The organism is Sphingomonas sp. ABOLH, assembly GCF_003951715.1.
GTDB lineage: Bacteria > Pseudomonadota > Alphaproteobacteria > Sphingomonadales > Sphingomonadaceae > Sphingomonas > Sphingomonas hankookensis_A.
Genome location: NZ_QQWV01000008.1, coordinates 19,709 through 42,654 on the forward strand (window position 1 = coordinate 19,709; position 22,946 = coordinate 42,654).

General features: G+C 66.5%; 22 protein-coding genes. 11 read left to right on the plus strand and 11 right to left on the minus strand.

Annotation, left to right across the window (positions count from 1 at the left end; all coding sequences use genetic code 11):
* The 5 genes from fabG (at position 1) to mltG (ending at position 3,916) form a co-directional block, all read left to right on the plus strand.
* Positions 1 to 738 (plus strand): 3-oxoacyl-[acyl-carrier-protein] reductase, encoded by a 738-nt coding sequence (gene fabG, locus CA237_RS05690; protein ID WP_126013308.1) that lies wholly within the window; start codon positions 1 to 3, stop codon positions 736 to 738.
* Positions 735 to 1,244 carry a hypothetical protein gene (locus CA237_RS05695; RefSeq protein WP_066689143.1) on the plus strand — a complete coding sequence of 170 codons (510 nt, stop codon included), beginning with the start codon at positions 735 to 737 and terminating at the stop codon, positions 1,242 to 1,244. The genes fabG and CA237_RS05695 overlap by 4 nt, the downstream gene beginning before the upstream one ends.
* Before the next feature lie 90 nt (positions 1,245 to 1,334).
* Positions 1,335 to 1,571, plus strand: a complete 237-nt coding sequence (locus tag CA237_RS05700) for an acyl carrier protein (RefSeq protein WP_055760552.1) — start codon at positions 1,335 to 1,337, stop codon at positions 1,569 to 1,571.
* 115 nt (positions 1,572 to 1,686) lie between these two features.
* Positions 1,687 to 2,943, plus strand: coding sequence for a beta-ketoacyl-ACP synthase II (gene fabF, locus CA237_RS05705; RefSeq protein ID WP_066689178.1), 1,257 nt, complete (start codon positions 1,687 to 1,689; stop codon positions 2,941 to 2,943).
* A gap of 4 nt (positions 2,944 to 2,947) precedes the next feature.
* Entirely contained in the window at positions 2,948 to 3,916 is a 969-nt protein-coding gene (mltG, locus tag CA237_RS05710) for an endolytic transglycosylase MltG (protein WP_066689141.1), read from the plus strand.
* Positions 3,917 to 4,057: 141 nt separating this feature from the next.
* Here mltG and eda read toward each other — a convergent pair whose 3' ends face one another.
* From eda to CA237_RS05750, 8 genes are all read right to left on the minus strand, one after another.
* Positions 4,058 to 4,666: a bifunctional 4-hydroxy-2-oxoglutarate aldolase/2-dehydro-3-deoxy-phosphogluconate aldolase gene (gene eda, locus CA237_RS05715; RefSeq protein WP_066689139.1), complete on the minus strand. Its 609-nt coding sequence runs from the start codon at positions 4,664 to 4,666 to the stop codon at positions 4,058 to 4,060.
* Positions 4,663 to 5,631, minus strand: coding sequence for a glucokinase (locus CA237_RS05720; protein WP_066689138.1), 969 nt, complete (start codon positions 5,629 to 5,631; stop codon positions 4,663 to 4,665). Before CA237_RS05720 ends, eda begins: the two co-directional genes overlap by 4 nt.
* 121 nt (positions 5,632 to 5,752) lie before the next feature.
* Positions 5,753 to 7,573, minus strand: coding sequence for a phosphogluconate dehydratase (gene edd / locus CA237_RS05725; protein ID WP_198158503.1), 1,821 nt, complete (start codon positions 7,571 to 7,573; stop codon positions 5,753 to 5,755).
* Positions 7,573 to 8,277 carry a 6-phosphogluconolactonase gene (gene pgl, locus CA237_RS05730; protein WP_066689136.1) on the minus strand — a complete coding sequence of 235 codons (705 nt, stop codon included), beginning with the start codon at positions 8,275 to 8,277 and terminating at the stop codon, positions 7,573 to 7,575. The genes edd and pgl overlap by 1 nt, the downstream gene beginning before the upstream one ends.
* A gap of 130 nt (positions 8,278 to 8,407) precedes the next feature.
* Positions 8,408 to 9,868: a glucose-6-phosphate dehydrogenase gene (gene zwf, locus CA237_RS05735; protein ID WP_066689135.1), complete on the minus strand. Its 1,461-nt coding sequence runs from the start codon at positions 9,866 to 9,868 to the stop codon at positions 8,408 to 8,410.
* A gap of 123 nt (positions 9,869 to 9,991) precedes the next feature.
* Entirely contained in the window at positions 9,992 to 10,921 is a 930-nt protein-coding gene (argC, locus tag CA237_RS05740; RefSeq protein WP_126013311.1) for an N-acetyl-gamma-glutamyl-phosphate reductase, read from the minus strand.
* A complete protein-coding gene (locus tag CA237_RS05745) occupies positions 10,918 to 11,814 on the minus strand; it encodes an NlpC/P60 family protein (protein WP_164523839.1) in 897 nt (298 codons plus the stop codon). Before CA237_RS05745 ends, argC begins: the two co-directional genes overlap by 4 nt.
* A complete protein-coding gene (locus CA237_RS05750) occupies positions 11,744 to 12,070 on the minus strand; it encodes a MarR family transcriptional regulator (protein ID WP_055761039.1) in 327 nt (108 codons plus the stop codon). The genes CA237_RS05745 and CA237_RS05750 overlap by 71 nt, the downstream gene beginning before the upstream one ends.
* A 225-nt stretch (positions 12,071 to 12,295) precedes the next feature.
* Here CA237_RS05750 and secG point away from each other — a divergent pair, with 225 nt between their 5' ends.
* Both secG and CA237_RS05760 read left to right on the plus strand, forming a co-directional pair.
* Positions 12,296 to 12,664 carry a preprotein translocase subunit SecG gene (gene secG / locus CA237_RS05755; RefSeq protein ID WP_066689130.1) on the plus strand — a complete coding sequence of 123 codons (369 nt, stop codon included), beginning with the start codon at positions 12,296 to 12,298 and terminating at the stop codon, positions 12,662 to 12,664.
* A gap of 96 nt (positions 12,665 to 12,760) precedes the next feature.
* Positions 12,761 to 14,410 carry a CTP synthase gene (locus CA237_RS05760; RefSeq protein WP_066689128.1) on the plus strand — a complete coding sequence of 550 codons (1,650 nt, stop codon included), beginning with the start codon at positions 12,761 to 12,763 and terminating at the stop codon, positions 14,408 to 14,410.
* Between the two features lie 215 nt (positions 14,411 to 14,625).
* Here the strand turns inward: CA237_RS05760 and CA237_RS05765 are convergent, their stop codons facing one another.
* A complete protein-coding gene (locus tag CA237_RS05765) occupies positions 14,626 to 15,114 on the minus strand; it encodes an Hsp20 family protein (protein WP_066689127.1) in 489 nt (162 codons plus the stop codon).
* A gap of 583 nt (positions 15,115 to 15,697) precedes the next feature.
* Between CA237_RS05765 and CA237_RS05770 the strand changes: the two genes are divergently transcribed.
* The 3 genes from CA237_RS05770 to CA237_RS05780 are packed head-to-tail and all read left to right on the plus strand — an operon-like array spanning position 15,698 to position 18,091.
* The gene (locus tag CA237_RS05770; protein ID WP_066689126.1) at positions 15,698 to 16,948 is read left to right on the plus strand and encodes a lipoprotein-releasing ABC transporter permease subunit; all 1,251 of its coding nucleotides are present in this window, start codon (positions 15,698 to 15,700) and stop codon (positions 16,946 to 16,948) included.
* Positions 16,941 to 17,615 (plus strand): ABC transporter ATP-binding protein, encoded by a 675-nt coding sequence (locus CA237_RS05775; RefSeq protein ID WP_066689125.1) that lies wholly within the window; start codon positions 16,941 to 16,943, stop codon positions 17,613 to 17,615. Before CA237_RS05770 ends, CA237_RS05775 begins: the two co-directional genes overlap by 8 nt.
* Positions 17,612 to 18,091, plus strand: coding sequence for a glutathione peroxidase (locus CA237_RS05780; RefSeq protein WP_066689124.1), 480 nt, complete (start codon positions 17,612 to 17,614; stop codon positions 18,089 to 18,091). The genes CA237_RS05775 and CA237_RS05780 overlap by 4 nt, the downstream gene beginning before the upstream one ends.
* 118 nt (positions 18,092 to 18,209) lie before the next feature.
* Here the strand turns inward: CA237_RS05780 and CA237_RS05785 are convergent, their stop codons facing one another.
* Positions 18,210 to 18,428: a hypothetical protein gene (locus tag CA237_RS05785; RefSeq protein WP_126013317.1), complete on the minus strand. Its 219-nt coding sequence runs from the start codon at positions 18,426 to 18,428 to the stop codon at positions 18,210 to 18,212.
* Positions 18,429 to 18,715: 287 nt separating this feature from the next.
* Positions 18,716 to 19,252: a DUF308 domain-containing protein gene (locus tag CA237_RS05790; protein WP_126013320.1), complete on the minus strand. Its 537-nt coding sequence runs from the start codon at positions 19,250 to 19,252 to the stop codon at positions 18,716 to 18,718.
* Between the two features lie 97 nt (positions 19,253 to 19,349).
* Here CA237_RS05790 and dnaE point away from each other — a divergent pair, with 97 nt between their 5' ends.
* The gene (dnaE, locus tag CA237_RS05795; RefSeq protein ID WP_126013323.1) at positions 19,350 to 22,940 is read left to right on the plus strand and encodes a DNA polymerase III subunit alpha; all 3,591 of its coding nucleotides are present in this window, start codon (positions 19,350 to 19,352) and stop codon (positions 22,938 to 22,940) included.
* Positions 22,941 to 22,946 lie beyond the last annotated feature (6 nt).

Genomic DNA, 22,946 nt, shown 5'->3' on the forward strand with positions numbered 1-22,946 from the left:
ATGTTCGACCTAACGGGAATGACCGCCCTTGTGACCGGTGCCAGCGGTGGCCTCGGCTCGGCGATTGCCAAGGGCCTTGCCGCGCAGGGTGCGCGCCTTGCCTTGTCCGGCTCCAATGCTGCCAAGCTGGAGGCGTTCGCCGCCGAACTGGGCGGGGATCATGTGCCGCTGGTGTGCGACCTGTCCGATGGCGCGGCGGTCGATGGGCTGGTGCCGCAGGCGGTGGCGGCGCTCGGGAAGCTCGATATCCTCGTCAACAATGCCGGGGTCACGCGCGACAACCTCGCCATGCGCATGAAGGATGACGAATGGGACCAGGTGATCCGCGTCAACCTCGAAGCCGCGTTCCGGCTGTGCCGTGCCGCCGCCAAGCCGATGATGAAGGCCCGTTTCGGCCGGATCGTCTCGATCACCTCGGTCGTCGGGCAGACCGGCAATCCGGGGCAGGCCAATTATGCTGCGTCGAAGGCGGGACTGGTCGGCATGTCGAAGGCGGTGGCCGCAGAACTCGCCAGCCGCGGCATCACCGTCAACTGCGTCGCGCCCGGTTTCATGTCTTCGGCGATGACCGACGTGCTGCCCGAAGCGCAGAAAACCGCCCTGCTGGGCAAGATTCCGGCCGGGGCGTTGGGCACGGGCGATGACGTCGCCGCTGCGGTCGCCTATCTGGTCAGCCGCGACGCCGGTTACGTGACCGGCCAGACGATCCATGTGAACGGCGGGATGGCGATGGTATGAGCGTGATGCTGATGGCGGCGATGCTGGCCGCGGGCGATGCCAATGTCGTCAAATGCGCGGTCGCCAAGCTGCCCAAGGGCGACCTGGCGAAGATGCAGCAGGGCATGATCGTCGGCGTGCTGGAAGGCAAGAAGCCGACGCCGGCAACGGACGCGCTGGTGAAGGCGACCCGTCGCCATGCCGCGACCTGCCAGCCCGGCACCGGCAAGGCGGACGCGCGCGCGGGTGATATCGTCGTCACCAGCATCGCCGTCGAGGCGCTGGCGTCCGGGCTTTCGGCCAAGGGCGTCGATCCGGTGGCGGTCAACCGCCGCCTGAGCCAGACGCCGCCTGCCGTCCTGAACGCCTTTCTGGCGCGCAAGCAGACGGCCGAGGTCGACGCCTTCATGGAAGGCATGATGAACCTTGCCGGGGCGAAAAAGGCGGATACGCGTGTCCAGCGGCTGATGGGCGGGTACGCCTTCAACGCCGCGACGCTGGCCCGGTTGTTCGCTGCCAAGGGGTAATGCGTCCGCACCGGCGCTCTTGCGCGCGGGCCGGACGCGCTTTAGGGGCGTTCAGGTAAGAAACACCCCGAATGTGAAGAGGGAATGAATATGAGCGAGACCGCCGAACGCGTTAAGAAGATCGTCGTCGAGCATCTCGGCGTCGAAGCGGAAAAGGTTACCGAAGACGCGAGCTTCATCGACGATCTGGGCGCGGACAGCCTCGACATCGTCGAGCTGGTAATGGCGTTCGAGGAAGAATTCGGCGTCGAGATCCCCGACGATGCCGCCGAGAAGATCACGACCGTCAAGGACGCGATCACCTATATCGACGAGCACAAGGGCTGATCCGGCCGGGGCGGCCCCGCCGCCCTGCCGATTGCCATGATTTCACGGCCCCCCGTCCCGGCGAAAAGCCATGGGCGGGGGGTCGTTCGTTACGTATCTGAACGGAGAGAATGCCATGCGCCGCGTAGTCGTGACCGGCCTCGGCCTCGTGACCCCGCTGGGTGCCGAGGTGGAAACCGCCTGGAAGAACCTGATCGCCGGCAAGTCGGGCGCGGGTCCGATCACGCATTTCGATGCGTCGAACCAGAAGTGCCAGATCGCGTGCGAGGTGAAGCCGGCGGACCATGAATATGGCTTCGATCCGAACAAGCGGGTCGATCACAAGATCCAGCGGCAGGTCGATCCGTTCATCATCTATGGCATCGATGCCGCCGGGCAGGCGCTGGAAGATGCCGGCCTGACCGAGATGGACGAGGCGACGAAGCTGCGCGCCGGCGTGTCGATCGGTTCGGGTATCGGCGGCCTGCCGGGGATCGAGATCGAGTCGGTCAACCTGCACGAACGTGGTCCGGGTCGGGTCAGCCCGCATTTCGTGCATGGCCGGCTCATCAACCTGATCAGCGGGCAGGTGTCGATCAAGTACGGGCTGATGGGTCCGAACCATGCGGTCGTGACGGCGTGCTCGACCGGCGCGCATTCGATCGGCGATGCCGCGCGGATGATCCGCGACGACGATGCCGACATCATGCTGGCGGGCGGCGCGGAAAGCACCGTCAACCCGCTGGGCGTCGCCGGCTTTGCGCAGGCGCGGGCGCTCAACATGAGCATGAACGACCGTCCGACCGAAGCCAGCCGCCCCTATGACAAGGATCGCGACGGCTTTGTGATGGGCGAGGGCGCCGGCGTCATCGTGCTCGAGGAATATGAGCACGCCAAGGCGCGCGGCGCGAAAATTTATGCCGAGGTCGTCGGCTACGGCCTGTCGGGCGATGCCTATCACGTCACCGCGCCGCATCCCGAGGGCAAGGGTGCCGAGAATGCGATGCGCATGGCGCTGCGCAAGGCGGGCATGGAACCGAGCGACATCGATTACATCAACGCGCACGGCACCTCGACCATGGCGGACACAATCGAACTCGCCGCCGCCAAGCGCGTGTTCGGCAACGATCTGTCGGGTGCGTCGATGTCGAGCACCAAGTCGGCGATCGGCCATCTGCTGGGCGGTGCCGGTGCGGTCGAGAGCATCTTCTGCATTCTCGCGCTGCGCGACCAGATCGTGCCGCCGACGCTGAACCTCCACAATCCCGACGAGGGGACCGAGGGTGTCGATCTGGTGCCGCTGGTCGCGAAGAAGCGGCAGGTGCGCGCGGTGCTGAACAACTCGTTCGGTTTCGGCGGCACCAATGCGTCGCTGGTGATGAAGGCGATCTGACGCGATGCGCCGGATCGGATGCCTTGGCCTGATCCTCGGACTGCTTGCCATTGGCGGGCTGTTCCTGGTGATGCAGAGCTGGGGCGGGGCCGGTCCGGCGGAGCGCACGCTGACGGTGACGGTGCCGCAGGGGGCGAGCCTCGCCTCCGCCGCCGAGCAGCTGGAAGAGGCTGGCGCTATCAGCTCGGCCAGCCGCTTCCGCCTGCTCGCGCGGTTCCTTGGCAGCGACGATCCGATCCGCGCCGGGGAGTATCGTATCCCCAAGGGGCTGAGCCAGGCGGATGTGCTGAAGCTGCTGCAGGGCGGTCGCACGCTGCAGCGCTTCGTGATGGTGCCAGAGGGCTGGCCCTCGATCCTGGTGCAGGAAGCGGTGGCGAAGGCGCCGCAGATGGAGGGCACCGCGCCGCTGCCGGCCGAGGGCAGCATCCTTCCCGACAGCTACAGCTATGAACGCGACGGCGACCGCGCGGCGCTGGTCAAGCGGATGCAGATGGCGATGGACCGCTACCTCGCCGCGGCATGGAAGAAGCGCAAACCCACGACCGTCGTGAAGTCGCCGCGCGAGGCGCTCATCCTCGCCTCGATCGTCGAGAAGGAAACCGGCAAGGCTTCGGAGCGCCGCATGGTCGCGGCGGTTTACTCGAACCGTCTTCGCAACGGTATGCGGTTGCAGGCCGATCCGACCGTTATCTACCCGATTACCAAGGGAAAACCGCTTGGCCGGCGCATCCGCAAGTCGGAGTTGCAGGCGAAGAACGGGTACAACACCTATGCGTCGGCGGGGTTACCGGTCGGGCCGATCGCCAATCCGGGCAAGGCGTCGATCGATGCGGTGCTCGATCCGGCGGAGACCAAGGCGCTGTATTTCGTCGCCGACGGCACCGGTGGGCATGTGTTTGCCGAGACGCTGGCCGAGCATAACGCGAACGTGAAGAAGTGGTACGACATCCGCCGGGCGCGGGGCGAGATGTAACCTTGTATGTCCTCCCCATTCATGGGGAGGGGGACCATGCGCAGCATGGTCGAAGGGGAGTGCCGCACACGCAACGACCGCTCGCGGCAACGCCCCTCCACCAGCTTCGCTGGTCCCCCTCCCCGCGGAGCGGGGAGGATCTTATGCCTTTAGACCCGCTGCGGCATGCGCCCGCGTTTCGGTTTCGGCGTGGGTTGCGCCGACGATCCAGCTGCCGCCGACGCAGAGCACCGGATCGAACGCCAGCCATTCGGGCGCGCTGGCTTCGGTGATGCCGCCGGTCGGGCAGAACTTCGCCTGGTAGAAGGGCGCGGCGAGCGCCTTCAGCGCCTTCAGGCCGCCCGATGCTTCGGCCGGGAAGAACTTGAAATGGGTGAGGCCCAGGTCGAGGCCGCGCATGATGTCGCCGGCATTGGCGATGCCCGGCAGGAACGGCACGCGGCTGTCGATGATCGGGCGCGCAATCGTTTCGGTGAGGCCGGGCGAGACGATGAATTCCGACCCCGCGTCCATCGCCTGCTTGAACTGTTCGGCGCTGACGACGGTGCCGGCACCGACGATCGCGCCCTCGACGTTCTTCATTTCGGCAATGGCTTCGAGTGCGGCGGGGGTGCGTAGCGTCACCTCCAGCACGCGCAGGCCGCCCTTTACCAGCGCCTCCGCCATCGGGCGGGCTTGCGCCGCGTCATGGACGACGAGGACCGGGATGACCGGGCTGGTCTGCATGATGTCGGAAATGGTGACGGTCATCGTGCGTGCTCCTGCGCAAAGGCGGCGGCGGCCCCGAACAGGCCGGGCTGGGGATGGGTGATGAGTTTGACGGGGATGCCGGCCATCAGCGTCTGGAACCGGCCCTTCGACGTGAAGCGCGTACCGAAACCCGATTCGAGCAGATGGTCCTTCAACCGCAGGCCGAGGCCGCCGGCGATCACCACCGCCTTCGCTCCCTGCGCCAGCGCAAGGTCGCCGGCAACGGCCCCGAGCGTCAGGCAGAAGCGGTCGAGCGCGGCGACGGCGATACTGTCGGTGCCCTCCAGCGCGGCGGCCCAGATCGTCTTGTCGTCGCTATGGGCCAGCGAGACGCCTTCGATCTCCGCCAGCGTTTCATACCATGCGACGATCGACGGACCGGCACAGGCACGTTCGTTCGACCCGCGACCATGGGCACGGCGCAGCCGCTTGAGCAGCGCATCCTCGATCCCGTCGAGCGGTGCGAAGTCCTGATGCCCGCCTTCGGTTTCGAGGACGTGATAGCGATCGGCGGCGCGCAGCAGCTGGGCGACGCCAAGGCCGGTGCCGGGGCCGCAGATGGTGACGACGCCCCGGTCAGGCAGCGGGCCTTCGGGGCCGCAGAGATGGATGAAATCCTCGTCCGCCACCTGTGCGACGGCATGGCCGACCGCGCCGAAGTCGTTTATGATCGTCCAGGTTTCGACGCCCAACCGCTCCTGCATCAGCGGCGGGCGGATGATCCAGGGGTTGTTGGTGAACTTGATCAGCGTGTCGTTGACCGGAGAGGCGACGGCAAGGCTGGCGGCCTTGGGCAGCGGGCGGCCAAGATCGCGTTCGAAGGCGCGCCATGCCAGTTGGAGGCTGCCATGTTCGGCAACCTTCTGCGTGATCGGTTCGCCCAGATGGACGACCTGGCCGTTCTCGACCTCGGCGATCGCGAAGCGGGCGTGCGTTCCGCCGATATCTACCGCAACGACTTCCATGACCTCTCCTTATAGCCCGAAAGCGTATCCCCGCGAAGGCGGGGATCCAGAGTTATGCAGGTTCACGCCTGTAACTCTGGACCCCCGCCTGCGCGGGGGTACGTCATAATATGGTCGGCTGTTACAGCCCCGCCGCGGCCAGCATCGCCGATCCGCCGGCTTCCGCCTCGCTCGCGCCCTGCCGCATCATTGCGAAGATTTCGCGACCGGTGCCATCCGCCGCCGGCGGGACGGGTGCGTGTTCACGCGCGTCCCATTCGTCCGCCGGGACCAGTGCCTGCAGCGTGTTGGCATTGGCGTCGAGACGGATCACGTCACCGTCACGCAGCTTGCCGATCGGACCGCCGCCCAGCGCTTCGGGCGACAGGTGGATCGCGGCCGGCACCTTGCCCGACGCGCCCGACATGCGTCCATCGGTGACCAGCGCCACGCGGAAGCCGCGATTTTGCAGCACGCCCAGCGGCGGGGTCAGCTTGTGCAGTTCGGGCATGCCGTTGGCCTTAGGACCCTGATGCCGGACGACGACCACGACGTCGCGGTCGAGTTCGCCGGCCTTGAACGCCGCCTGCACCGCTGCCTGATCGCTGAACACGCGGCAGGGCGCTTCGATGACCCAGCGATCGGGATCGACCGCCGACACCTTGATACAGGCGCGGCCGATATTGCCCTGCAGGATGCGGAAGCCGCCTTCGTGCGAGAAGGGCGCGTCGATGGTACGGACGATGGTGTCGTCGCCGCTCGTCGCGGCGTGATCCTTCCAGACGAGCTGGTCGTTCTCGATCGTCGACTGGCGGCCATAGGCGGCCATGCCGTCCTTCGCGATGGTCAGGACGTCGTCATGGAGCAGTCCGCCGCGCAGCAGCTCGCGGATGACGAAGGAAGGGCCGCCGGCATCCTCGAACCCGTTCACATCGGCCGATCCGTTGGGATAGACGCGGGTGAGCAGCGGCACGACGTCGCTCAGACGGTTGAAATCGTCCCAATCGATGATGATCCCGGCCGAACGCGCGATGGCGGGCAGGTGGATCAGGTGGTTGGTCGAGCCGCCGGTCGCGAGCAGCACGATGGCGGCGTTCACGATCGCCTTCTCATCGACCACCCGCCCGATCGGACGATAATCGTCGCCGTCCCAGCCGACTTCGGCCAGACGGTGCACGGCGTAGCGGGTCAGTTCCTGACGACGCTTCGTACCCGGATTGGCGAAGGCGGCGTCGGGGACATGCAGGCCCATCGCCTCGACCATCATCTGGTTCGAATTGGCGGTGCCGTAGAAGGTGCAGGTGCCCTTGCCATGATAGGCGGCGATTTCGGCGTCGAGCAGTTCCTCGCGGCCGACTTTCCCTTCGGCATAGGCTTCGCGGACCGCTGCCTTCTGCTTGTTGGGGATGCCCGAGCGCATCGGACCGCCGGGGATCAGTACCATCGGCAGATGGCCGAAGCGCAGCGCGCCCATCAGCAGGCCGGGTACGATCTTGTCGCAGATGCCGAGCAGCGCGGCACCCTCGAACGTGCCGTGGCTGAGCGCCACCGCGGTCGACAGCGCGATGGTGTCGCGGCTGAACAGCGACAGCTCCATGCCCGGAAAACCCTGCGTCACGCCGTCGCACATCGCCGGCACGCCGCCCGCGACCTGGGCGGTCACGCCCGCTTCGCGCGCCCAGACCTTCATCTGTTCGGGGTAGCGATAATAGGGCGCGTGGGCCGACAGCATGTCGTTATAGGCGGTGACGATGCCGATGTTCATCCGGTTGGCCGGACGCATCGCATCGCGATCCTCGTCAGTGCCGGCATAGGCGTGCGCGAGGTTCGCGCAGCCCAGCATCGGGCGATCGACGCCGCTCTCACGCTCCCGATCGATCAGCGCGAGATAGGCGGCGCGCTTTTCGCGCGACGCTTCGATGATGCGGTCGGTGACGGCGGCGATTGCGGCGTTGAGGGCCATCATGCGCTCCAGTGGATATCGACGGGAAGTTCGACTTCGGCCAGCACGCGGCCGATCGGGTAGGAAGAGGACGCGCCCTGATCGATCGCGCGTTCGAGCACACCCTTCTTTTCGTCTCCGGTGATGGCAATCATCAGCGCGCGCGCCGAGGCGATCGCGGCATGGCTGAGGGTCACGCGGGCGACGGGGGCTTCGGGCGGCAGCGGGTCGGGCATGACGCCCAGCGCGCGGCGTTCCTTCGGCCCGGTCAGCGCCTCGGTCAGGTCGGGGCCGGGGAAGATCGAGGCGGTATGGCCATCGGCACCCATGCCGAGCAGGCAGAGGTCGAGCGGCCAGTGCAGGTCCTGCAACCGCGCATCCGCCGCGCGGCCGGCAGCCTTGTAATCCGCTGCCTTTTCGGCGGTCAGCGGGATGACCCGCGCGCCCTTGGGCAGGAAGATTTTGGCGAGGCCGGTAACGTTCGACAGCGCGTCGCCCATCGGCACGATGCGGTCGTCGGTGGGGACGATCGTCACCCGCTTCCAGTCCAGCTTGGCCTTGACCAGCTTGTCATAGATCGGGGCGGGGGTGCGACCGCCGGCCAGCGCGATCACTGCCGCGCCGCGTGCGTCGATCGCCGATTCGATGATGAACTGGATGTCGCCGGCCAATGCTTCGGCAAATTCGGCGGGTTCGTCATATTCCCACCATTCGATCTCGGTCATGTATCTCTTATCCTGCAAAAAACCGTTTAGTTCGAGCTTGTCGAGAACTGCTTCTCGACGGGCACATCTCGACAGGCTCGATGCTGCTCGAAGTAAACGGAGAGACTGAAAGGGGGAGCGCGTCAGCGGCTCACTCGTTCCACGTCACCCCGTCGCGTTCGGTCAGCGCGACGCTGGCATTCGGTCCCCAGCTGCCCGAGGCATAGCCCTTGGGCTTGGTGCCGTTGGCCTTCCACCCGTCGCGGATCGCGTCGACCCAGGTCCACTGCGCCTCCACTTCGTCGCGGCGGACGAACAGCGTCGGGTCGCCCTCGATCAGGTCGAGCAGGAGGCGTTCATACGCGATGCGGCGGCGGGTGCCGGCAAAGGCGGTGGTCAGCGACAGGTCGAGCGGCACTTCGCGCAGGCGCACGCCGTCGCGGTCGAGGCCGGGTTCCTTGGCCATCACCAGCAGGCGGACATATTCCTCCGGCTGGAGGCGGATGACGAGGGTGTTGGGCTGCAACTGCCCGCCGCGATCGGCGAAGATCGAATGCGGCACCGGCTTGAACTGGATCGAGATTTCCGAATGGCGGTCGGTCATCCGCTTGCCGGTGCGCAGGTAAAAGGGCACGCCCTGCCAGCGCCAGTTGTCGACATGCGCCTTTACCGCGACGAAGGTTTCGGTGTCGGATTCCTTACCCAGCTCCTCGTCATAGCCGCGAACGATCTCCCCCTTTACCGCGCCGGCGTCATACTGGCCGGTGACGGTGTGGGTGTTTACCTCTTCGGGGCCGATCATCCGCAGCGAGCGCAGGACCTTGACCTTTTCGTCGCGGATCGAGGTGCCGTCGAAGCGGGCGGGCGGCTCCATCGCGATCAGCGCGACGAGTTGCAGGACGTGGTTCTGGACCATGTCGCGCAGCGCGCCGACCTCGTCATAATAGCCCGCGCGCCCTTCTAGGCCGACGGTTTCCGCAATGGTGATCTGGACATTGTCGATGCCGCGGGCGTTCCACACCGGTTCGAACATCGCATTGCCGAAACGCAGCGCGAGAATGTTCTGGACGGTTTCCTTGCCCAGATAATGATCGATCCGGTAGGTCCGCTCCTCCGGGAAGGCGGCGGCGACGAGGTCGTTGATTTCCTGGCTGGACTTCAGGTCCTTGCCCAGCGGCTTTTCGAGGCTGATGCGGACCTTGGGGCCGGCGAGGCCGGCGCTCTTCAGGCCGGTGATGGTCGGGCCGAACAGCCAGGGCGCGGTCGACAGGAAGATGGCGAGGCCGCCGGAGATGTCGCCGAGCTTCTCGGCCAGCGCCGCGAAACCGTCGACGTTCGACGCGTCGAGCGGCTGGTAGTGCAGGCGGGCGAGGAAGCCCTCGATCGCCGTCTCGTCCTTGCGGTCGTCGGGCAGGAACTGGTCGAGCGCGTGTTTCGCGAAGTCGCGGAAACCGGCATCGTCATGTTCGTGGCGCGCAGTGCCGGTGATGGTCAGCCCGTCGGGGAGCAGGCCGTCGGCATGCAGGCCGTAGAGCGAGGGGAGGAGCATCCGCTGCGACAGATCGCCCGTCGCACCGAACAGCAGCAGCTTCGCTACCGGGTCCCTCGTCATGCCAACTCCTGCTCTTTAATCGTGGTCGTGCGCGCCTCTAGCAGCCTATTTCGCGAACGCGAAGGCGGCATAGGTATGCGGTGCGCAAGGATCGCCCGGATCGTTACGAAATTGCGTTTGCTGCTACAGCGTCAGCCCGGCGGTCTGGTCGAACCCGGCCATCAGGTTGAAATTCTGCACCGCAGCACCCGACGCGCCCTTGCCGAGATTGTCGAGCGTCGCGACGAGGCGTGCCTGGCCGGTGTCCTGGTTGCCGAACACGCGCAGCGTCAGGCGGTCGGTGCCGGCATCGGCCTCGATCGGAATCGCGCTGTCGTCGCCGGGCAGGACGCGGACGACCGGCGATTCGCGGTAGGCGTCGTGCAGCGCCTGCTCGATCGCCGACAGGCTGGGGCGGCGGTGGAAGGCGAACAGGGGGAGCGGCACTTCGACCACCATCCCGCGATAGGCGCGCGCGACCGAGGGCTGGAACAGCGGCGGATGGGCGAGGCGGGCGTGGCGCTGCATCTCTGGCACGTGCTTGTGCGCGAGCGACAGGCCGTAGCCGAGCCAGGCGGTGTCGGTCTCGCCATTTTCGAACGCGGCGATCATCGCCTTGCCGCCGCCCGAATAGCCCGACACCGCGTTGACGCTGACCGGCCAGTCGTGGGGCACGAGCCCGGCGCGGACCAGCGGGCGGATGAGCGCGAGGAAGCCGGTCGGGTAGCAGCCCGGATTGGAAACCCGCATCGCCGTCGCGATCGCGCCCGGCTGCGACGGTTCCAGTTCGGCCATGCCGTAGGTCCAGCCATCGGCAACGCGGTGCGCGGTCGACGCGTCGATGACGCGCGTCCGGTCGTTGGCGATCATCGCCACCGCTTCGCGCGCGGCGTCGTCGGGCAGGCAGAGGATGACGAAATCGGCGTCGTTCAGCGCCTCGCGCCGCGCCGTCGCGTCCTTGCGCCGCGTTTCGTCGAGCGTGATGAAGTCGATCTCGGGGCGGTCGCCCAGCCGGTCGGCAATTTCGAGGCCGGTGGTGCCGGCGGCACCGTCGATGAAGACGCGAACGGTCATGCGGGGCGCCTCCGGGCGCGGATGGGGCCGAACCGGTCGAGCGCGGCAAGGGGCTCGCAGCGCACGACGTCATCGACATGGATCACGGTTTCGCCATCGACCAGCAAGGCGACATGGTCGGCGAAGAACAACAGGTCGCCGCGCCGCAGGACGTCGCCTTCCGCCAAGGCCGTGCCGAACGTTTCGGCCTGCAGGTCGAGGAAGCGGGGCGGGGGCGAACCCGCCAGCGAGAAGGCGAGGAAGATCAGGCCGGCGGCATCGACGCCCGCGCCGGACCGTCCGCCCGCCAGGAAGGCGGTGTCGCGCAACCGGAGTGCATGGTCGACCGCATCGCCGGCGTCGTCAGAGAGCCGCTGCAATGCGTCGGCCGCGACATAGCCGCCATCGACTTCGCACCAGTCGTCATTGGCGGAGATGGCAGCGACACGGCTACCCATCGGCAGAGAAGTGGGGAGCGGACGCGCGGTCGAGGCATCGGCGTACAGGGTCGCGTCCCGTGCCACGACAATGTGCGACGCCTCGAACTCGCCGATCAGGCTGTCGCGCGACACGAAGCCGACGCTGCCGTCGATCGGCGAACGGCCCCAGCCATGGGTCGAGGTAAATTCGAGCACGTCGAACGGCTCACCGGGCAAGGCCTGGGACAGGGTAACTCCGTCAACGCTGTCGCTGATCGCAGTGATGCGGCCGATACTGCGACGCGTAGGGACAGCGTAATGGGGGGCGAAGACGCGGTCGGCGAGCCGGATGTCGGCAAGGTCGCGCCGGACCGCGTCGGTGCGGGAATCGATTGCGACCGAGCGGGTGCGCAGCGCGAAGCGGTTACGCGCTGGCGTGTCGCCGGTGATAGTCGCCGACGCCGTCGCCGCCCATGAACTGCCCGAACTCTGCAAGAAAATTTGCCCCTTCGCTGGTCTGCGCAACGAAGATGTTCCGCTTGTCGGCATCGTCGCGTTGCCGGCGGAGATAGCCGAGCGTGCCCAGCCTGTTCAAGGCGCGCGTTACGACCGGCTTGGATACGTTGAGCGCGCGGGCGAGGCCGCGGACGGTATGGGGACCGGGTTGCAGATAGACGATCATCATCAGCGCCATCTGACGATTGGTCAGGTCCGGCTCGCCCGAGCGGACATAATCGACCAGGCCGTCCATCCATTTCTTGAGGGGCATTGTTGGGAACATCGCTGGAACCTAACGTCAGAACAAAGCCGTAGGGCGGGGTCGAAAGATGAACGTCGCAATCGCGCGCTTGGTTTCCCGGTCGATACGATAATGTTACAGACGGAGCGTTGGCGCTCCATTGATCGCGGGCGCGGCCTCGCCTATGTGGCGCCCTTCGCCACCCGCACTCCTTTCTTTCGGAAATGTTCCCCGACCATGTTCACCTTCCTGCTCGTCGTTCATGCGATCATCGCCGCGCTGCTCGTGACGGTGATCCTCATGCAGAAGTCGGAAGGCGGCGGGCTGACCACCGGCGGTAGCCCGTCGGGGCTGATGTCGGCGCGCGGGGCGGCCGATTTCCTGACGCGGGCGACGGCGATCCTGGCGGGGCTGTTCATTGCGATGAGCATCGCGCTGGCGGTGATCGCCGCGAATCGGGGCGGTGGCTCGATCGACACCTCGCTCGCCCGGCCGACGACTCCGCCGCCGGCGGTGAACGGCCCGGCCAATCCGGCGGCCGATCCGGTCGGCAACCTGACCGGCGCACCCGTGGCCGACAACGGCGCCGTCCCGCTGGCGCGCTAAAAAACCCTTTCCATCAACCGGTCCGTCGTATTTCGCGGGCGTGGGGGCAACCTCGCGCTTGGCGGCGATGGCGTTCGACGCTAGGCGATATCTCCCATGGCGCGGTATATCTTCATCACCGGCGGCGTGGTCTCGTCGCTCGGCAAGGGCCTCATGGCGGCCTCTCTCGCAGCTCTCTTGCAGGCGCGCGGCTACAAGGTCCGCATCCGCAAGTTCGATCCTTATCTGAACGTCGATCCGGGCACGATGTCGCCCTACCAGCATGGCGAAGTCTATGTGACTGACGACGGGGCGGAAACCGACCTCGACCTGGGTCACTATGAACGCTTCACCGGCGTCGCGGCGCACCAATCGGACAATGTGACCTCCGGGCGCATCTACCAGACGATCATCCAGCGCGAACGGCGTGGCGATTATCTGGGCGCGACGGTGCAGGTGGTTCCGCACGTCACGGATGCGATCAAGGCGTTCGCGCAGGCGGATACGGTCGATGACGACGGGCAGGATCTCGACTTCGTGCTGTGCGAGATCGGCGGCACGGTCGGCGATATCGAATCGCTGCCGTTCATCGAGGCGATTCGCCAGTTGAAGAACGAACTCGGCCGGGGCCGGTCGATCAGCATCCACGTGACCCTCGTGCCCTATATCGCGGCAGCGGGCGAACTTAAGACCAAGCCGACCCAGCATTCGGTGCGCGAACTGGCGGCACTGGGCGTGCAGCCTGACGTGCTGGTCTGCCGCTGCGAAAAGCCGCTGCCGGCGAGCGAGCGGGCGAAGATCGCGCTGTTCTGCAACGTGCCGGCCGGTGCGGTCATTCCCGCGCTCGACGCGCCGAGCATCTATGCGGTGCCCGAGCAGTATCATGCCGAAGGACTGGACGCCGAAGTGCTGCGTGCCTTCGGCATCGAGCCGGAGGGCAATCCCGACCTGTCGCGCTGGTCCGATATCATGGACCGGTTGCAGAACCCGGAAGGCGAAGTCACGATCGGCGTGGTCGGCAAATATGTCGGGCTGCAGGATGCGTACAAGTCGCTGAACGAAGCGCTGGTCCATGGCGGCATCGCCAACCGGGTGAAGGTCAAGATCCGCTGGATCGATGCGGAGCTGTTCGAGGGCGATCACGACATGGTCGCCGCCGAGCTGGAGCCGTGTCACGCGATCCTGGTCCCCGGCGCGTTCGGCGAGCGCGGTGCCGAGGGCAAGATCGCCAGCGTCCGCTTCGCGCGCGAGCGCAAGGTGCCCTATTTCGGCATCTGCTTCGGGATGCAGATGGCGTGCATCGAGGGCGTGCGCTCGACCGGCGGCATCGCCAATGCGTCGTCGACCGAGTTCGGCCCGACCGAGCAGCCGGTGGTCGGCATGATCACCGAATGGATGTCGCCCGAGGGTATCCAGAAGCGCGAATCGGACGGCGATCTGGGCGGCACGATGCGGCTGGGCGCCTATGAGGCGACGCTGGCCGGCAATTCGGTGGTCGCATCGATTTATGGCGGGACCACGATCAGCGAGCGGCATCGCCATCGTTACGAGGTGAACACGGCGTACCGCGACATGCTCGAATCGGGTGGGCTGGTATTTTCGGGCATGTCGCCCGACGGGATGCTGCCGGAAATCGTCGAGCGGCCGGACCATCCGTGGTTCGTCGGCGTGCAGTTCCACCCGGAATTGAAGTCCAAGCCGTTCGATCCGCACCCGTTATTCGCGAGCTTTATTGCGGCGGCAGTGAAGCAGTCGCGGTTGGTTTGAGCTGAACCGGTAGTCCCACCCATAGCGTCACCCCGGGCCTGGCCCGGGGTCCCGCTGTTCTTCTTCGGACGGCAAAGAAGAAGCGGGACCCCGGATTAAGTCCGGGGTGACGTCGTGGTGCATGGGAATGTTACCCGGAAATACGAACGGGTGCCCGAACCAGATAGGTCCGGGCGCCCGCCCACGGCGCGCAAGGGAGCAACGCGCCGTAGCGTTCAGGCGGCGTTCGCCGAATCGTCGCCCTTGGCCGCATCGTTGGCAATGACCGGGTGGGCGGTCGCCTCGCCGATCACCACGCGGCGCGGTTTCATCGCGTCGGGTACTTCGCGACGCAGTTCGATGGTCAGCAGGCCATCGGCCAGGTCGGCGCTTTCCACGACGATGAAATCGGCCAGTTCGAAGCGGCGTTCGAAGCTGCGATTGGCGATGCCTAGATGCAGCACCGCGCTCTTCTGCGCATCGGTCTGATCCGCCTTGCGGCCGGAGACGACGAGCAGATTCTGCTGGGCGGTGATGTCCACCTCGTCCCGCTTGAAGCCCGCGACCGCCAGCGTGATGCGGTAGCGATCCTCGGCGACGCGTTCGAGATTGAACGGCGGGTAATTCTCGCCCGTGTTGGCGCGGGTGTTGTTTTCCAGCAGGTCGAACAACCGGTCGAAGCCGATGGTCGAGCGGCGATAGGGGGTGAAATCGAAGGTACGCATGTCAAATCCTCCATGGCGAAGCGAATTGATCGAAGGCGGCATCCAAGGTTGCGATGCCGGTTCGTGAACGGCCCCGGAGGCACCGTTCGTGAACCGATATGGTTCGTGGACGAGCGGCTTCAAGAGGGCCGGTTGCGGAATTTCGAAGGTAGCGAAGGTTACACGAAACGGGGTTTCGGATGCCGCGCGCGGGGAGGGGGAATGTTGGCGGCGAAGGTGACGAACGGCGCATAAGTTGACACCGGCGGGGGCGCGAAGGCCCCGAACGGCAAACGGCCGGACTGTTTCCAGCCCGGCCGCCTGCGTGACGATCGCTCGTCAGCCCCCTTGGTTGCCACCGCTTCTACGCCCCTTCCCCCCTTCCAGGGCGGAGCCGGTTGGCCTCCCCGAACCGTGGCCTGTATTGCCTGCGCTTCGTGGGGACGTCGTAGGATGCCCGCGTTCGTCTGTCACCGGGGTAGCGGCACGTTTGCTACGGTTTTGCTAACCATGTGTCGATTCCGCAACAGCATGGATTGCGGATGCGGCATCGCCTACCTACAGCGCCAACTTCGGCTCGCCTGTCAGGATATCGACCGCCCCTATGCTGCTATCGCGTTACGAGCGGATGATCGCCCGCCGCTATCTGCTCCCCGGTCGGGGGGAGGCGTTCATCGCGCTGGTCGCCTCGATCAGCCTGGTCGCCGTCATGCTGGGCGTCGCCGCGCTCGTGATCGTGATGAGCGTGATGAACGGCTTTCGCGCCGAGCTGTTCGACAAGATCGTCGGGCTGAACGGCCATGCGCTGATCCAGGGGTATAACAACCAGCTGCCCGACTGGCGGACCATCGCGGCGGAGGCGCGGCGGACGCCGGGCGTGACGAGCGCGACGCCGCTGATCGAACAGCCGCTGTTCGCGACCTATAACGGCCGGTCCGAATTCATCCTGATGCGCGGCATGCGGATCGAGGATATTCGCGACAACCCGACGATCCGCGACAATGTGAAGCTGGGGTCGCTGCGGTCGATCACCCCGGGCAGCGGCAATGTGGTGATCGGCAGCCGGCTGGCACAGGCGCTGGGCGTCACCGTTGGCAGCGAGCTGACGATCATCAGCCCGCAGGGGCCGACCACCCCGTTCGGCACGATGATCCGGCAGGTGCCGTACCGCATCGCCGCAATCATCGAGGTCGGGGTGTACGACCTCGACAAGGCCTATGTCATCATGCCGATCGAGGATGCACAGACGCTGCTGCTGAGCGGCGACACGGTCGGGTCGATCGAGCTGGAGACGACCGATCCCGACAAGGTGGAGCAGATCGTCGCCCCGCTGGCGCGCAAGTTCGTGGCGAGCGCGCAGATCGTCGACTGGCGGCAGCTCAACGGCGAGCTGTTCCAGGCGCTGGCGGTCGACCGGATCGTGACGTTCACCGTGCTGTCGATCCTGATCCTGATCGCGGTGTTCAACATCCTGTCGTCGCTGATCATGCTGGTGCGCGCCAAGACGCGCGACATCGCGATCCTGCGCACGATGGGGGCGACCCGCGGCGGTTTGCTGCGCATCTTCATGACGGTCGGCACCACCATCGGCGCGCTGGGCGTGGGGGCGGGGCTGATCCTCGGTTTCGTGTTCCTGGCGTTCCGGCAGCAGATCGTCGGCGGGATCGGCGCGCTGACGGGCATCGACATCTGGGACCCGACGATGCGCTACCTGACCGAATTGCCGTCGAAGGTCGATCCGGTCGAGATCGTCACCATCGCGCTGGTCGCGTTGCTCTTTTCGTTCCTCGCCACGCTGTATCCGGCGTTCAAGGCGGCCAATACCGATCCCGTACAGGTGCTGCGTTATGACTGAGCCGGTTCTAGAAACCCGCAACCTGCGCCGCAGCTTTACCCAGGGCGATGCGACGATCGACGTGCTGCGCGGGGTCGAGCTGACCGTCGCGCCGGGTGAGATCGTCGCGCTGCTGGGGCCGTCGGGGTCGGGCAAGTCGACGCTGTTGCAGGCGGTCGGCCTGCTGGAAGGCGGGTTCGAGGGCGAGATTCTGGTCTGCGGCGAACAGGTCGCGAAGGCGGGGGCCAACCGGCGGACCGAGGTGCGGCGCGACCGGATGGGCTTCATCTATCAGTTCCACCATCTGCTGCCCGATTTCAACGCGCTGGAGAATGTCGTGCTGCCGCAGCTGGTGCGTGGCGCCGAGCGGGGCGAGGCGGATGCGCGGGCGACCGAATTGCTCACCGCGCTGGGCCTGTCGAAGCGGCTGCACCATCGGCCGAGCCAGTTGTCGGGCGGCGAGCAACAGCGGGTCGCGGTGGCGCGCGCGCTGTCCAACCGGCCGGCGCTGGTGCTGGCGGACGAGCCGACCGGCAATCTGGACGAGGCGACCGCCGATGTGGTGTTCGCCGAGTTCCTGCGGCTGGTGCGGGGGCAAGGGTCGGCGGCTTTGGTCGCGACGCATAACGAACGGCTTGCCGCGCGGATGGACCGGGTGGTGCGGCTGCACGACGGGGTGCTGCGATGAGCGACCTGTACGGCCTGCCGGTGCGGACCGCCGATGGGGCGGACACGACGCTGGCGGACTATCGCGGGCAGGTGTTGTTGATCGTCAACGTCGCGTCGAAATGCGGGTTCACGCCGCAATATGTCGGGCTGGAGGCGCTGCATCGCCAATTCGGTCCGCAGGGCTTTGCGGTGCTGGGGTTTCCCTGCAACCAGTTCGGCGGGCAGGAGCCGGGCGATGCGGCGGAGATCGCTTCGTTTTGCTCGCTGACCTATGATGTCAGCTTTCCGGTGTTCGCGAAGGTCGATGTGAACGGGGCCGATGCGGCGCCGCTGTTCCGGGCGCTCAAGAAGGCGGCGCCGGGCGTGCTGGGCAGCGAGGCGGTGAAGTGGAACTTCACCAAGTTTCTGGTCGGGCGGGATGGAAGCGTTACGCGGTTCGCGCCGACGACGAAGCCGGAGGAACTGGAAGGGGCGGTTGTCGCGGCGTTGGGGTAGGCTTGCCGTTTCGGTACTCCCGCGCAGGCGGGAGTCCAGGGTTCCAGACGCTAACGCTCGTTACTTGGCCCTGGACCCCCGCCTGCGCGGGGGTACGGTGTGTAGGGGCGGCTTATCGTTACGCCGCCTGGTCGCGCCGGTCGGATAGCGCGCCGAGGATCGCGACGATGCCGCCGAACAGGAAGCTGGCGTCGAGGATATAGCAGGGCAGGGTCAGTGCCGACCATGGCACCGTCGTGTAGAGCGGGATCGCCAGCACGATGTTCGGGGCGGTCGTCGCGACGTTGGGATAGGCTCGCTCGCTGACCCGTGGTCGAAGAGGACTTGCGTCGCCCAATCCCCTAACGGCCAGCGTACCTCGGCGGCGGCCGGGGTCCAGTTGGGAAGGCTTTGCCGTACGGTACTGGCGTTTCCCAACTGGGCCCCGGCCTTCGCCGGGGTGCGGATTGGGGACTTCCCTAGTGGTTTCGCCGTGCATCCCGGTGCCGCCTGTTCCTACCGTTGCAGGAGAGGAAGCGGGACCCCGGGTCGGGCCCGGGGTGACGTGTGAGTGAGGGGACGTCCCCAGCTCGACAGGTTCGCCCCCGGGTTCGCCGAGGGTGACGGGTGGGCGAGGGGGCGTCGTTATGCCTCGCGCCGGTCGGAGAGCGCGCCGAGGATTGCGACGATGCCGCCGAACAGGAAGCTGGCGCCGAGGATATAGCCGGGCAGGGTCAGTGCCGACCAAGGCACCGTCGTGTAGAGCAGGATCGCCAGCACGATATTGAGCGCGCCGAGCAGCAGCATCGGTACGCGCAAACGCTTGAAGCGGAAGCCGATCACCAGCTCCATGACGCCGCGCGCGCCGAGCCAGATGATCATCATCAGCGTCAGCGACAGCGCGCCACCGACCGGCAGGACGATCATATAGCCGCCGGCAAGGACCGACAGCAGCCCGAAGAACAGCGCATAGCCCCGCCCGCTGCGGTTGCGGAAGGCGGCGATCAGCGAGGCGATGCCGCCGACGAGGAAGAAGAAGCCGACCACGATCGTCGCCGCCAGCGTCGCCGGGAAGGGCGCGGCGAAGGCGAGGATGCCGATCAGTACCGATACGACACCATAGGCGAGCGTCCAGCCCCATCCGGGGGCAGCTTTGCGGGTATCGCGGGCGAAATCGGTCATCATGCTCCTCCTGTATACCTTCGGAACGGGTATGGTTCGTCGCGGTTCCGGACGGGGCGCTCTGGTCGAATCAGGCCCGGATGGTTACGTCCGTCGGATGGCGCATTCCGGGTTCGTACCGCTTCGTATCTTTTCGTCCTTCACCATGCTGGAGGGGGCGATCGATCCCAAGGCGATCGCGAAACAGGCGCGCAAGCTGGGCTTTCCCGCCGCCGGGCTGACCGATCGCAACGGGCTGTACGCAGCCATGGCGTTTTCTGACGCGTGCAAGGATCAGGGCGTGCAGCCGGTGGTCGGCACACTGCTGGCGGTGGCGCGGCCGGGCGGGGTCGAGGGCGTCGAGCCGGAGATCGACTGGCTGCCGCTGTTCGCGCAGGACCGCCAAGGCTACGACAATCTGTGTGCGCTGGTGTCGATGGCGCATCTCGACCGGCCGGTCGAAATTCCGGCGCATGTGCCGATCGATGCGCTGATCGGGCGTAGCGACGGGCTGGTCGCGTTGACCGGGGCGGGCGACGGGGCGCTGGCGCGGCTGTTCGCTGCCGGGCGCAACGACGAAGCCCTGGCCTATACCGACCGGTTGCAGGCGCTGTTCGGTGACCGGCTCTATGTCGAACTGGCGCGTCGGGGCGAGGGTGTCGAGCAGCGGGCGGAACCGCATCTGCTCGACCTAGCCTATGCCCGGGACCTGCCGCTGGTGGCGACCAATCCGTGCTGCTTTGCCGAGGCGGATTTCCACGATGCGCATGACGCGATGCTGTGTATTGCCTCCTCCAGCTATGTCGCGAGCGAGGATCGCCAGCGGTCGTCGCCCGAGGCGTGGCTGAAGCCGGCGCCGGTGATGCAGGCAATGTTCGCCGACCTGCCCGAGGCGCTGGCGAACACGCTGGTCGTGGCGCAGCGTTGCGCGGTGGCGGCGCCCAAGCGCAAGCCGATCCTTCCGAGCCTTGCGGGCGATCGCGAGGGCGAGGCGCTGAAGCTGCGCGTCGATTCGCGTGCCGGGCTGGTCGACCGGCTGCGCAAGATCGTCGCGCTGGAGGAGGGCATGGTGACCGCCGAGGTGGCGGTGGAGGCGCCCGCGCCGTGGGAGGATGCGCCGACGCCGGCGGTGACCGGCGAAGTGCCGGAATTGTCCGAGGACGAGCTGGTCGCGCGTTTTCCGGATTATTTCAGCCGACTGGACTTCGAACTCGACGTCATCTGTCAGATGGGGTTTCCCGGCTACTTCCTGATCGTTGCCGACTTCATCAAATGGGCCAAGGATCACGACATTCCGGTCGGGCCGGGCCGTGGTTCGGGCGCAGGTTCGGCGGTCGCGTGGGCGCTGACCATCACCGATCTCGACCCGATCAAGCTGGGGCTGCTGTTCGAACGCTTCCTGAACCCGGAACGCGTGTCGATGCCCGACTTCGACATCGACTTCTGCGAAACCAGGCGGGGCGAGGTCATCCGCTACGTCCAGCAGAAATATGGCCGCGATCAGGTGGCGCAGATCATCACCTTCGGGAAGCTGAAGGCGCGCGCGGTGCTGAAGGATACCGGCCGCGTGCTGCAGATGAGCTATGGCCAGGTCGATCGCCTCGCCAAGCTGGTGCCGAACCATCCGACCGATCCGTGGACGCTGGACCGGGCGATCAACGGCGTATCCGAGCTGAACCAGCAGTACGAGCGGGAGGAGGATGTGCGCCGCCTGCTCGACCTCGCCATGAAGCTGGAGGGGTTGCCGCGGCACTCGTCCACCCACGCGGCGGGCGTGGTGATCGGCGACCGGCCGCTGGCGCAGCTGGTGCCGCTGTACCGCGATCCGCGGTCCGACATGCCGGTGACGCAGTTCGACATGAAATATGTCGAGGGTGCGGGGCTGGTGAAGTTCGACTTTCTGGGCCTCAAGACGCTGTCGGTGCTGAAGTTCGCGGTCGAGTTGCTGGCGCGGCGGGGGATCGTGGTCGATCTCGACAGCCTGTTGTGGGACGATCCGGCGACCTACGAGCTGCTCAAGCGCGGCGATACGGTCGGCGTGTTCCAGCTGGAATCGGAAGGGATGCGCCGGACGCTGACCGCGGTGCGGCCGACCAATTTCGGCGACATCATCGCGCTGGTGTCGCTGTACCGGCCGGGGCCGATGGACAACATCCCCTCGTTCGGCGCGCGCAAGGCCGGGCGGGAAGAGATCATCTATCCCCACGACCTGCTCGAACCGATCCTGAAGGAGACCTACGGGATCTTCGTCTATCAGGAACAGGTGATGCAGGCCGCGCAGATCCTGGCGGGCTATTCGCTGGGCGGCGCGGACATGCTGCGGCGCGCGATGGGCAAGAAGGTCAAGGCGGAGATGGACGCGCAGCGATCCATCTTCGTGAAGGGCTGTGCCGAGGTGAACGGGATTCCGGAGGCGAAGGCCAACGAGCTGTTCGACTTGATCGACAAGTTCGCAGGATACGGGTTCAACAAGAGCCACGCGGCGGCCTATGCGCTGCTGGCGTATCAGACGGCGTGGCTGAAGGCGCATCATCCGCATGAGTTCTTCGCGGCGTCGATGGCGTTCGATTATGCGCAGACCGACAAGCTGGCGATCTTCGTCGATGACATGAAGCGGTTGCGCATCGACTGCCTGCCGCCCTGCATCAATTCGAGCGATGCGACTTTCGGGGTCGAGGAGACGCCGGAAGGTGGCCTTGCGGTGCGCTATGCGTTGTCGGCGCTGAAGGGCGTCGGCGAGCGGGCGATGGAACTGATGGTCGAGGAGCGGGCGGCGAAGGGGCCGTACAAGTCGCTCGACGATTTCGCGGGGCGGGTCGATCCCAAGCTGCTCAACAAGCGGCAGATCGAGACGCTGGCGGCGGCGGGCGCGTTCGAATGCGTCGAGGGCGACCGGGCGGGCGTGCACGCGCTGGCCGATACGCTGATGGCGACCGCGCAGCGGACCGAGGCGAACCGGTCGAGCGGGCAGGGCGGGTTGTTCGGGGAAGCGAGCGGTGCCGTCGAGACCGCGATGCGCGTGCCCGACGTCCATTGGTCGCTCACGCAAGCGATCGCGGCGGAGAAGGATGCGTTCGGATTCTATTTCTCGGCCCATCCGCTCGACCGTTACGCGCATCTCGCCAGTGCGCATGGCGCGCGCAAGATAGCCGATCTGGCCGATACCCATGTGCCCGAAGGCGGCCGAGTCGGCGCGACGGTGGCGGCGCTGGTCGAGGATGCGCGCTGGCGGACCTCGGCACGTGGCAAGCGGTACATGATGGCGACGCTGTCCGATGCGACCGGGCAGGTGCCGGTGACGTGTTTCGACGAGGGGCCGGCGAACGATCTGGAGGCGGCGGGCAAGGTCGGCGGGTGCGGGCTGTTCACGCTGGAACTCGACCGGCGGGCGGGTGACGAGAGTGCGCGGGCGACGGTCAAGTCGTTGAAGCCGTTCGACGTTATCGCCCGCGACGTGCGGCTGCGGCTTGACCTCACCATCGACGATCCCGCCGCCTATCCGGCGCTGGCCGGGCTGGTCCAGCATGAGCGGGGAGCACGCGGCGAGATCTGGGTTTCGGTGCCGGCTACGCCAGGAATCGAAGCCCGGGTATGCCTGGGCCGCGATTTCCGGATCGATGGCGAGCTTGCCGAACGGGTCGGCAGGCTGCAAGGTGTCACCCAGGCGGCGTTCGATACGGTGAAGGCACCGCTCGCCGCCGTGGGATAGGGGCGT